The organism is Trinickia violacea (assembly GCF_005280735.1).
GTDB lineage: Bacteria > Pseudomonadota > Gammaproteobacteria > Burkholderiales > Burkholderiaceae > Trinickia_A > Trinickia_A violacea.
The window spans coordinates 570,798-581,237 of sequence record NZ_CP040077.1; the positions used below are offsets into that span (position 1 = coordinate 570,798).

Here is a 10,440-nt window from a genome sequence, read left to right on the forward strand (position 1 = left end):
GCCAATGTGAAAAGCCCGCGAGAAGCGGGCTTTTCGTTTTGAGGTGCAGGAGCCGACCGCTCAAATCAACCGCAAATAAATCAATTCCCGCTTGATATACGCGTAGAAAATCGGCGCCGCAATCACCCCCTGCAAGCCGAACGCAGCTTCCATCACAAGCATCGCCAGCAACAGCTCCCACGCGCGCGCCTCGATTTGCCCGCCGATGATGCGCGCGTTCAAAAAGTACTCGAGCTTGTGAATGACCACGAGAAACACGAGCGACGCGACCGCCGTCGGAAAGCTCACCGACAGCGACACCGCCACGATCAGCGTGTTCGAGATCAGGTTGCCGATCACCGGCAAGAGGCCGGAGATGAACGTGACCAAGACGAGCGTCTTCGACAGCGGCAACTGCTCATGAAACGCCGGCAGCGCCACCAGCAGATAAAGCGCCGTGAACACTGCATTGATCGCCGAAATCTTGACCTGCGCGAACACGATGCGCCGGAACGCGTCGGCGAAGCGCGCGACGCGCGCGGCAAAGGCCGTCGAAAGCGGTAGGCGCTGTGTGTGGCGCTGCACGGTGATCGCGATCATCGCGCCGATGACCATGCCGAACAGCACGTGTCCGAAGCCGCGCGCAAAGGTCTTGCCGCCTTGCGACAGTGTCCCCATGTGCGAGTGCATCAGCGTCGCGGCCCTCTCCTTCATCTGCGCGACGTCGACGGGCAGCGCGGAAGCGATCCACTGCGGCGTGCGTACGCGTGCCTGATCGACCATCTGCATGACCTGATCGAGCAGATTCTGGATGTTGGGCACCGTATTCTCGAAGTGCTCGATGAGACCGATCGTGAGCCCCGCGAGCCCTCCGACGACCGCGATCGACAGCAGCACCACCGCTAGCCAGCGCGCGCCGTGACTCGACGTGTGCCGCTCGATCGCCGGCGCAATCATATGCACGAGCTGATAGACGAGCATGCCCGCCAGCAACGCGCCCAAGAGCTTCAGCTCCAGCACGACCACCATGCCGATGAGCATCAGCGCATAGCTGCCGATTTCCACTGCGGACAGCTTCGGCAGGCTCATATCGCTCGTCAGCCGAACGTGGCGAGGTTGCAGGTCCCGAACCTGCGCGTCTTCCGACGACGCCTCGTTGCGCTTAGCCATGACTTATTCCCGTCTCCGACCTGGTTCCCAACTATTGGTGTTTTCTGTCATGCATTCGTTCAATCAGCGGCGTTTGAGCAACGCCGCCAGATACCTGCCGGTAAAGCTCGCCTTCGATTTGGACACCTGCTCCGGCGTGCCTTGCGCGATGATCTGGCCGCCGCCCGCGCCGCCTTCCGGGCCGAGGTCGATCAGCCAGTCAGCGGTTTTGATCACGTCGAGATTATGCTCGATGATGACGACGGTATTGCCCTGATCTCGCAGCCGGTGAATCACTTCGAGCAAAAGCGCGATGTCGTGGAAGTGTAGGCCGGTCGTCGGTTCGTCGAGAATATATAGGGTGCGACCCGTGTCACGCTTGCTCAGCTCGAGCGAGAGCTTCACGCGCTGGGCCTCGCCGCCCGATAGCGTCGTCGCCGACTGGCCGAGCCGGATATAGCCGAGGCCGACGTCGAGCAGCGTCTTGAGCTTGCGGGCGACCACGGGCACGGCCTTGAAGAACTCGTACGCGTGTTCGACGGTCATGTCGAGCACTTCGCTGATGTTCTTGCCTTTGTACTGGACGTCGAGCGTTTCGCGGTTGTAGCGCTTGCCGTGGCAGACGTCGCACGGCACATAGACATCCGGCAAAAAGTGCATCTCGACCTTCAGCACGCCGTCTCCCTGGCACGACTCGCAGCGGCCGCCTTTTACATTGAACGAGAAGCGGCCCGGGTCGTAGCCGCGCTCCTTGGCGGCCGGCACGCCCGCGAACAGCTCGCGGATCGGCGTGAAGACGCCCGTGTAGGTGGCGGGATTCGAGCGGGGCGTGCGGCCGATCGGCGATTGATCGACGTTGATGACCTTGTCGAAGTGTTCGAGGCCCTCGATCGCCTCGTAGGGCGCGGGCTCGGTCGCCGAGCCGTACAGGTGGTGCGCGACGGCCTGATACAGCGTGTCGTTGATCAGCGTCGACTTGCCCGAGCCGGACACGCCCGTCACGCAGGTCAAGAGCCCGACCGGCAGATCGAGCGTCACGCGCTTCAAGTTGTTGCCGTAAGCCTCGACGATGCGTAGGCGGCGCTCGTCCGGCTCCTTGCGTTCGTCCGGATACTCGATGGTGCGCGCACCGGAGAGATACTGGCCGGTCATCGAAGCCGCGTCCTTCTCGACTTCCTTCGGCGTGCCTTCGGCGATCACCATGCCGCCGTGCTCGCCCGCGCCCGGTCCCATATCGACGACGTAGTCGGCCATGCGGATCATGTCTTCGTCATGCTCGACGACGATCACCGAGTTGCCGAGGTCGCGCAGGTGCTTGAGCGTCGAGATGAGGCGGTCGTTGTCGCGCTGGTGCAGGCCGATCGACGGCTCGTCGAGCACGTACATCACGCCGGTCAGGCCCGAGCCGATCTGCGATGCGAGGCGGATGCGCTGCGCCTCGCCGCCCGACAGCGTCTCCGCGCTGCGCTCGAGCGAGAGGTAATCGAGCCCGACGTTGTTGAGGAACATGAGCCGCGCGACGATTTCCTTGACGACTTTGTCCGCGATGTCGCGTTTCGCGCCGTCGAGGCGCAGCGTCTGGAAGTAGCCGAGCGTGTCGCGCAGCGGCCAGCCGCTCACTTCGAAAATCGCGCGCGCGTCGCCGTTGGCGCCGAGGCGCACGAAGCGCGCTTCGCGGCGCAGCCGCGTGCCTTCGCACGACGGGCAAGCCTGGTTGTTCTGGTATTTCGCGAGCTCTTCGCGAACCGCGACCGAGTCGGTCTCGCGGTAGCGTCGCTCGAGGTTCGGGATGATCCCTTCGAACACGTGCTCGCGGATCGACGTGCGGCCGCGCTCGTTGATGTAGGAGAACGGGATCGTCTCCTTGCCCGAGCCGTACAGCAGCAGTTTTTTGACTTTCTCCGGCAGATCGTCGAACGCGGTGTCGATATCGAATTCGTAGAACGCCGCGAGACTTTGCAGCATCTGGAAATAGAACTGGTTGCGCCGGTCCCAGCCCTTCACGGCGCCCGCCGCGAGCGACAGCGACGGATGCGCGACCACCCGCTTCGGATCGAAGAACGTGATCTGGCCGAGCCCGTCGCAATCGGGGCACGCGCCCATCGGATTGTTGAACGAGAAGAGCCGCGGCTCGAGTTCCTGCAGCGAGTACGAGCAGATCGGGCACCCGAACTTCGAGCTGAACAGGTGCTCCTTCTCCGTATCCATCTCGAACGCGATCGCGCGGCCGTCGGCGAGACGCAGCGCCGTTTCGAACGATTCGGCGAGGCGCTGCTTCATGTCGGCGCGAACTTTCAGGCGGTCGACGACGACGTCGATCGTGTGCTTGTCGTTCTTCTTGAGCTTCGGGAGCGACTCGACCTCATAGATCTTGGCGACACCCTCGTTGGCCGTGCCGCCGCCCGAGCGGACGCGGAAACGCACGAAGCCTTGCGCCTGCATGTCCTCGAACAGCTCGGTGTGCTCGCCCTTGCGGTTCGCCACCACCGGCGCGAGGATCATCAGCTTGGTTTCTTCGGGCAGCGCGAGCGCGGCGTCGACCATCTGCGAGACGCTTTGCGCTTCGAGCGGGATCTCGTGGTCGGGGCAAAAGGGCGTGCCGACGCGCGCGTACAAGAGCCGCAGGTAGTCGTGGATCTCGGTGACGGTGCCGACCGTCGAGCGCGGGTTGTGCGAGGTCGCCTTCTGCTCGATCGAAATCGCGGGCGAGAGGCCCTCGATCAGATCGACGTCGGGCTTTTCCATCAACTGCAAAAATTGCCGGGCGTAGGCCGACAAACTCTCGACGTAACGGCGCTGCCCCTCCGCGTAGAGCGTGTCGAACGCGAGCGACGATTTGCCCGATCCCGACAGGCCGGTGATCACAATCAGCTTGTGACGCGGCAGGTCGAGATTGACGTTTTTCAGGTTGTGGGTGCGAGCGCCACGGATGCGAATCTGTTCCATGAAACCTGGGCGGGGAAGGGGGCCAAACCTGCTACTATAACGACTTTTCCAGACCGCCGTTACGGCGACCTTACACCGCGCGGCAGGCGCGAACAGGCGCCGATTTCCAGGTCCTCCTTCGCCGCCGATGTCCAATCCTTCTGCCACCTCTTCGCGCATGAGCGCGCCCGAATTGCGCGCGACCGTGTCGCTGGCCGCGATCTTCGCGCTGCGCATGCTCGGCCTCTTCATGATCATGCCGGTGTTTTCGGTCTACGCGAAGACGATTCCCGGCGGGGATAACGTCCTCTTGGTCGGCATTGCGCTCGGCGCCTACGGCGTCACGCAATCGATGCTCTACATCTTCTACGGCTGGGTGTCCGATCAGATCGGCCGCAAGCCCGTCATCGCGACGGGGCTCTTGATCTTCGCGATCGGCAGCTTCGTAGCCGCGTTCGCCCACGACATGACGTGGATCATCGTCGGGCGCGTGATTCAGGGGATGGGGGCGGTGTCGTCGGCAGTGATCGCGTTCATCGCCGATCTCACCGCCGAAGAGCACCGCACGAAGGCGATGGCGATGGTCGGCGGCAGCATCGGCGTGTCGTTCGCGGTGGCGATCGTCGGCGCGCCGATCGTGTTTCAGTGGGTCGGCATGAGCGGCTTGTTCGCGCTCGTCGGCGTGTTCTCGCTGCTGGCGATCGGCGTCGTGTTGTGGGTCGTCCCCGATGCGCCGAAGCCCGTGCACGTGCGCGCGCCGTTTGCCGAAGTGCTGCACAACGTCGAGCTGCTGCGTCTGAATTTCGGCGTGCTGGTGCTGCACGCCACGCAGACCGCGCTCTTTCTCGTCGTGCCGCGCATTCTCGAAGCCGGCGGCTTGCCGGTCGCCTCGCACTGGAAGGTTTATCTGCCCGTGATGGGTCTCGCATTCGTCATGATGGTGCCCGCCATCATCGCCGCCGAGAAGCGCGGAAAAATGAAGCCGGTGCTGCTCGGCGCCATCGCGCTTATCCTGATCGGCCAATTGCTGCTGGGCACCGCACCGCATACCATTTTGACTGTCGCGGCGATCCTCTTCGTCTACTTCCTCGGCTTCAATATTCTCGAGGCGTCGCAGCCTTCGCTCGTGTCGAAGCTCGCACCGGGCCAGCGCAAGGGCGCGGCGGCGGGCGTCTACAACACGACGCAGTCGATCGGCCTCGCGCTGGGCGGCGTGGTCGGCGGATGGCTGTTGAAGGTGGACGGGCAAAGCGCCGTGTTCTATGCCTGCTCTGGCCTCGTATTTGCGTGGCTTATAATCGCCGCAAATATGAAGGCCCCGCCCCGCAGGGCGTGATCGCACATTGGCGTGTGCGGTGCTGGGCGCGTGCTCGTTGCGGTTGCGTCCGGTGTGCTCGCGCCGAGCGGCGAAGCTGCGAGACAGGCTGCAATGAGCAACGAAGCGCGCGTCGCTGCGCCGCACGATATGGAATCAACTGGAGAAACACATGGCATCCGTCAACAAGGTCATTCTCGTCGGCAATCTCGGCGCCGATCCTGAAGTGCGTTATCTGCCGAGCGGGGACGCCGTCGCAAACATCCGCCTCGCGACCACCGATCGCTACAAGGACAAGCAGTCCGGCGAATTCAAGGAAATGACCGAGTGGCACCGCATTGCGTTCTTCGGCCGTCTGGCCGAGATCGTGAACGAATACTTGAAGAAGGGCTCGTCGGTTTATATCGAAGGCCGCTTGCGTACGCGCAAGTACCAGGGCCAGGACGGCACGGAACGCTACTCGACGGAAATCGTCGCTGACCAGATGCAGATGCTCGGCGGCCGTGGCGGTTCGAGCGGCGGCGGTGACGACGGCGGCTACAGCCGTGGCGAACCGTCCGAGCGCGGCGGTGGCCGCGTGGCTGGCGGCGGTGCGGCACGCAGCGCTGGTGGTGGCGGTTCGAGCGGTTCGAGCCGTCCGAGCGCGCCGGCAGGCGGCGGGTTCGACGAGATGGATGACGATATTCCGTTCTGATTTCCCGTATCCGAAAACTGCAAAGATAGAACCCCGCCCTAGGCGGGGTTTTTTCATCCGGCTTGCCGTCCTGGCGCTCACGCGCCTATCCGGCCCTTCACGCCGCCGCCGCTGCGCCCACGTCTCTCTCGCGCTATTGCGATTGGGCTTTCTCCGCACTGTTGGTGATGGCGTGCCCGCCATTCGAGATGTCCTGGCCGGCGCCGGCCACGGTGTTACACGCGGTCAGCCATGCGGTGCAGCTCAGCAGCACCAAAGCGATCAATCGGTTCACGATTTTTCCTCCTGTGCGGCGATTTCTTGAATAGGGGTAAGACGCCGCTAAAGTCAGGCTGCCGCTCGCGATAGAGTCGGTTTGCCTTCCCGCAGGAGTCGAGCCGCAAACTGCGCGCCTGGCCGCAGGCGAGCAGCGGTGAGGCGTCCGCTTGCCGCTCGGCACGCCGTTCCGGCCGCCGGGAGTTTCCCCTGACAAAAGCCGCTATAATGCGGCACCCATTTCCGTTTTCCGCCATGAGCCGACTTCTTTGCTTGCTAGTCGTTTCGCTGGGCCTGATGCAGTGCGCGGTCGCGCAGGATCGGGCCCAGGCTGACGCATTGGCGAGCGGTGTCTCGGTCATGGCGAGTGCGCCGGATGCGGCAAGCGCATCGACGGCTCCGCAGATCCACGCGATATCGGAAATGCTCGCGCAGAAGTTCGGTCTCGCGCGAGCCAAGGCGGAGCAGATTTCAGCCGCGGTGATGTCGTCGGCGTCGAAATATTCGTTGCCGCCCGCGCTGGTGCTCGCGATCATTTCGATCGAGTCGCGCTTCAAGGAAAAAGCCAAGGGCTTGCACGGCGCGACCGGGCTCATGCAGGTCGTGCCGGCGGCGCACAAGCAGCTCGTGAAGAATCTCGACTTGACCGCGCCTGAAGACAATATCGAAGCAGGCTCCGCGATTCTGCACGGCTACCTCCAGTCGGCGCAGGGCGATGTCGGCGCGGCGCTGAAAAGCTACGGCGGATCGAAAGCCTACGCGACGAAAGTCAGCCTGCGCGCGAAGGACTTCCAGTTCGACACCGCCGCAAGCGATCCTGCCGGATCGCGCTAGTCCGCACACTGCCCGCCAAGCGGCACATCTCGTTGACCCTGTCGACACGCTCGTGCAGCGCTCGGCGCTGAATCAGAAACGTCCTATTCTCGGTTGCATTTCGCCGTGGTTTTATCGACGTGTTGTGGCGCACGTGCAATAGCGCGCTTGCCCTATGCGTAACGCGTCCCGCGAAAGCGCGGATCATCCGAGAGAGCCCCACCGTGAACATTCGCGTCATCCTGGCCGACGATCATCCATTTGTACTGCTTGGCATTAGGGCGGCTCTGGAAAGAGACGCGAGCATCAAGGTGGTCGGAACGGCAAGCACGCCGAGCGAATTGCTCGACATGCTGCATTCCACGCCGTGCGACGTGCTCGTCACGGATCTCGCCATGCCGGACCCCGACAGCATCCACGAAGACGGCCTGCGACTCATACGCCGCATTCGCCGCGAATGGCCTCAACTCGGCGTCGTCGTGCTGACCAGCCTGACGAACGGCGTGATCCTGCACTCCCTCGTGACGGACCAGGCGATCAGCGTCGTCAACAAAGCGGAGTCGATGGAGGACGTGGCCGTTGCCGTTCGCCTGGCGGTCCAAGGCGAGGCGCATGTCGGCGACACGATCGCCGGCGCGCTTTCCAACGCAGGCGCGGAAGCGTTCAAGTCAGCCAACCTCTCGCCGCGCGAAACGGAAGTCGTGCGACTGTTCGCGGGTGGCCATTCGCTAACCGAAATTGCACGCATGCTCGATCGAGACGTTCGCACCGTGAGCCGCCAGAAACGCGATGCAATGGTCAAGCTCGGTATCCACAATGATCCTGGGCTCTTTGCGTTCGCTCATGCGCACGGTTTGATTTGAGCAGGATCAAGCGATAGGTCGGCGGTAAGGAAATTCCCTACCCTGCATTCTGTTTTTTTCAGACTATTCCTATGTCGTAGTGCTAATGAATATTCGATGCTCTCTCGGGTACCCCAATTTCCGAGAATATTTGCCGGGATGAGGTAAAGCCGGAGGCAATACAGATGACAGATATCGACACCGTAGTGCCGATTAGAACCCTCATTGCGGATGATCACCCGCTAATGCTGCTGGCGCTTGAAAATGTCGTCGCGTCGCTGCCCGATTTGCGTATTGTCGGTCGTGCAATCGATTCGACGGAGCTCTTCAACGCGCTCGGCCAGCTCGAATGCGATGTCGTCGTGACTGACTTGTTCATGCCGGGCGGCACGCAGGGCGACGGCATCGAAATCATTCGGCGTTTAAAGGCGCGCTATCCGAATCTGCCGCTGGTCATACTCACGATGTCGACGGACGTCGATGTGCTACACGAAGCCATCGCGCTTGGCGCCAATGCCATCCTCAGCAAGCGCGACCGTATCGATCTCGTGCATGTCGCGGTAGTCACGGCGCTCGCACGCGAGTCCTATCTCGGTCCCACCATCCGAACGTTGCTTGCCGATGCGAAGCTGGCGCAAAGGCTCGAGCGCGTGCGTCAGCTGTTGTCGAAGCGAGAGCTCGAGGTGTTTACCCATTACGCGTCGGGACTCGGTATCACGGAAATCGCGAGGCAAACCGGTCGCAGCGTGAAGACGATTAGCGCGCAGAAGTGCACGGCAATGAAAAAGCTCGCTTTGCAAAACGATGTCGACCTCTATCGTTTTGCGATCGAGCATGGTCTCGTCGCGCGGGGGCGTTCCACATAGCGCCGCAGAGGATGCGAAAGGGCGGTGGCAACCAGCACAAGCAAAGTCAAGATGACAATTCCTATCCGAATCATCGTTGCAGATGACCATCCGAGCGTTTGTCTTGGAATGACCCGTCTCTTGTCGTCCGCACCCGGATTCGCCGTTGTCGGGCAAGCGTCGGACGCTCAGTCGCTTGCCGCGTGTCTCGATGCCTGCCCGTGCGACGTCATCGTCTCCGATATCGGCATGCCGGGCCTGAACGGCGAAAGCAATGCCATCCCGCTGCTGCGCAAAGTGCTGCGCCAAGGGCCGCGACCGTACGTCATCGTCATCACGATGATCAATCACGGCCAAATGCTGACTGATTTGCTGCAAATGGGGGTGTCGGCCATTGTCGACAAGCGCGATGCCGCCGATTCGCTGACCTTGGCGATCGAGTCGATCGGCACGGGGCAACCGTATCTGTCCCGTCATGTCATCGAGACGATCGGCGCCATCGATGGATTTCCGGCGTCCCGAGCGGGTTTCCTGAGCTGCCGGGAATGGGAGGTCTTTCAGCTCTACGCAAAGGGCATGGCAATCCATCAAATCGCCGAGCGCCTTGGGCGCAGCGGGAAGACGATCAGCACACAAAAGCGCAGCACGATGCGCAAGCTCGGTCTCGATACGGAGGCGCAGTTGATCGAATATGCCCGTCAAATCGGGCTGACCTAGTTCGGCCTACGTACTTTAGGACTAGTCTGATTAGATTTTCATCGTCTTCGCCCGATACTAGCCGACGGCGCACGAATCGGTAACCGCCGCTTGGAGGCGGCACTCCGCGATCCGGACGGCGCGGAAATCGGATAAGCCGAGATCGACGTCGGGCGGCCCCCACGGCGCGACGGGCGATGGAGGTGAGATGTCGAATCTAAGAAGACGGCTGATGGCCGAAGCCGCGGGAACGGCCTGGGTGGTGTTCATTGGTTGCGGCAGCATGGTGCTGTCCGCCAATTTCTGCGCTCAAGGCTTGGGTCTCCTTGGCGTATCGCTTGCCTTCGGGCTCAGTTTCACGACGATGGCTTACGCCATTTGGCCGGTGTCCGGCGCACATATGAACCCTGCGGTGACGGTGGGTTTTGCGGTCGCGCAGCGATTTTCGATTCGCGAGCTCGTGCCGTATCTCGCAGCGCAGATCGTCGGCGCAACGTTCGGCGCGTGGCTGCTCGCCTACATCGCCGGTGGCCGGCCGGGCTTCGAGCTCGCTGCCGCGGAGTTCGGCGCCAATGGGTACGGCGACCACTCGCCGTTCGACTATCGCTTGCATGCCGCTGCCGCGCTCGAGTTTGCGATGTCGTTCGCGCTGGTCATGGTCAATCTGCTCGTATCGGGCCGGCGCGTGTCCCGCGTCATCGGACCGCCGACGATCGGAACCTGCATCGCCTTGATCTACATGGTTTCGCTGCCTGTCACGAACGGCGCAGCCAATCCCGCGCGCTCGACCGGGCCGGCGCTGCTCGTCGGCGGCTGGGCACTCGATCAACTCTGGCTTTTCTGGGCGGCGCCGATGGCCGCGGCGATCCTCGCCGGCTTGTTGTTCCCGCTTGTTCAACGCCGGCCGCGCACGGCCGGCCGGTAAGC

At 62.6% G+C, this 10,440-nt stretch carries 10 protein-coding genes; 7 read left to right on the plus strand and 3 right to left on the minus strand.

All coding sequences use genetic code 11. The annotated features are described in order from the left end of the window. Positions 1 to 60: 60 nt before the first annotated feature. A complete protein-coding gene (locus tag FAZ95_RS02515) occupies positions 61 to 1,149 on the minus strand; it encodes an AI-2E family transporter (RefSeq protein ID WP_137331001.1) in 1,089 nt (362 codons plus the stop codon). Positions 1,150 to 1,212: 63 nt separating this feature from the next. Then, positions 1,213 to 4,074, minus strand: a complete 2,862-nt coding sequence (gene uvrA, locus FAZ95_RS02520; RefSeq protein ID WP_137331002.1) for an excinuclease ABC subunit UvrA — start codon at positions 4,072 to 4,074, stop codon at positions 1,213 to 1,215. A gap of 157 nt (positions 4,075 to 4,231) precedes the next feature. Between uvrA and FAZ95_RS02525 the strand changes: the two genes are divergently transcribed. Both FAZ95_RS02525 and FAZ95_RS02530 read left to right on the plus strand, forming a co-directional pair. After that, a complete protein-coding gene (locus FAZ95_RS02525; RefSeq protein ID WP_137334393.1) occupies positions 4,232 to 5,389 on the plus strand; it encodes an MFS transporter in 1,158 nt (385 codons plus the stop codon). A gap of 151 nt (positions 5,390 to 5,540) precedes the next feature. After that, positions 5,541 to 6,062 carry a single-stranded DNA-binding protein gene (locus FAZ95_RS02530; RefSeq protein ID WP_137331003.1) on the plus strand — a complete coding sequence of 174 codons (522 nt, stop codon included), beginning with the start codon at positions 5,541 to 5,543 and terminating at the stop codon, positions 6,060 to 6,062. A 133-nt stretch (positions 6,063 to 6,195) separates the two neighbouring features. Here FAZ95_RS02530 and FAZ95_RS02535 read toward each other — a convergent pair whose 3' ends face one another. Continuing rightward, complete coding sequence (locus FAZ95_RS02535) at positions 6,196 to 6,336, minus strand: entericidin A/B family lipoprotein (RefSeq protein WP_137331004.1); 141 nt, start codon at positions 6,334 to 6,336, stop codon at positions 6,196 to 6,198. Positions 6,337 to 6,572: 236 nt separating this feature from the next. Between FAZ95_RS02535 and FAZ95_RS02540 the strand changes: the two genes are divergently transcribed. The 5 genes from FAZ95_RS02540 to aqpZ all read left to right on the plus strand — a co-directional run bounded on the left by FAZ95_RS02540 (position 6,573) and on the right by aqpZ (position 10,438). Then, the gene (locus FAZ95_RS02540) at positions 6,573 to 7,151 is read left to right on the plus strand and encodes a transglycosylase SLT domain-containing protein (RefSeq protein WP_137331005.1); all 579 of its coding nucleotides are present in this window, start codon (positions 6,573 to 6,575) and stop codon (positions 7,149 to 7,151) included. Between the two features lie 203 nt (positions 7,152 to 7,354). After that, positions 7,355 to 7,993 carry a response regulator gene (locus FAZ95_RS02545; protein WP_254699789.1) on the plus strand — a complete coding sequence of 213 codons (639 nt, stop codon included), beginning with the start codon at positions 7,355 to 7,357 and terminating at the stop codon, positions 7,991 to 7,993. Between the two features lie 164 nt (positions 7,994 to 8,157). Next, positions 8,158 to 8,838 carry a response regulator gene (locus FAZ95_RS02550; protein WP_137331006.1) on the plus strand — a complete coding sequence of 227 codons (681 nt, stop codon included), beginning with the start codon at positions 8,158 to 8,160 and terminating at the stop codon, positions 8,836 to 8,838. 51 nt (positions 8,839 to 8,889) lie between these two features. Further along, entirely contained in the window at positions 8,890 to 9,534 is a 645-nt protein-coding gene (locus tag FAZ95_RS02555; RefSeq protein WP_137331007.1) for a response regulator, read from the plus strand. 187 nt (positions 9,535 to 9,721) lie between these two features. Beyond that, positions 9,722 to 10,438 carry an aquaporin Z gene (aqpZ, locus tag FAZ95_RS02560; protein WP_137331008.1) on the plus strand — a complete coding sequence of 239 codons (717 nt, stop codon included), beginning with the start codon at positions 9,722 to 9,724 and terminating at the stop codon, positions 10,436 to 10,438. Positions 10,439 to 10,440 lie beyond the last annotated feature (2 nt).